The sequence below is a fragment of the Brachybacterium sp. AOP42-C2-15 genome (assembly GCF_052377065.1).
Lineage (GTDB): Bacteria > Actinomycetota > Actinomycetes > Actinomycetales > Dermabacteraceae > Brachybacterium.
In genome coordinates this window covers 1-320 of sequence record NZ_JBQSWK010000131.1, presented here as the reverse complement: position 1 = coordinate 320, position 320 = coordinate 1, and the positions used below count along the sequence as shown (strand labels likewise).

Genomic DNA, 320 nt, shown 5'->3' with positions numbered 1-320 from the left:
CCACCGACACCCTCGCCCAGGCCTGGCAGGAGCGAATGCGGATGGGCTACTTCGCCCAGATCGCGAACATGCCCGAGACGACGAAGCTCTATGACACCGTCGTGACCTGGTGGGACGCGATCGAGGTCCTCATCGTCACCGGCGCGACCACCGCGAAGGTCGAAGCGGGCAACACCGGCATCAAGAACATCAAACGCACCGGCCGCGGATTCCGAAACCCGGAGAACTACCGGATGCGTATCCTGCTGACCAGCGCCGCGAGAACCGTAGCGTGAACACCCGTCCCAGCAGGGTCATTCACCACGAACCGCGAAGAGCCC

Annotated in this window: 1 protein-coding gene; it reads left to right on the top strand. The window is 64.1% G+C overall.

The window, feature by feature from the left end; all coding sequences use genetic code 11:
- Positions 1-275, top strand: a 275-nt coding sequence (locus ACT3SQ_RS19350; RefSeq protein WP_444601635.1) for a transposase, incomplete at its 5' end; no start/stop codon positions are given.
- Positions 276-320 lie beyond the last annotated feature (45 nt).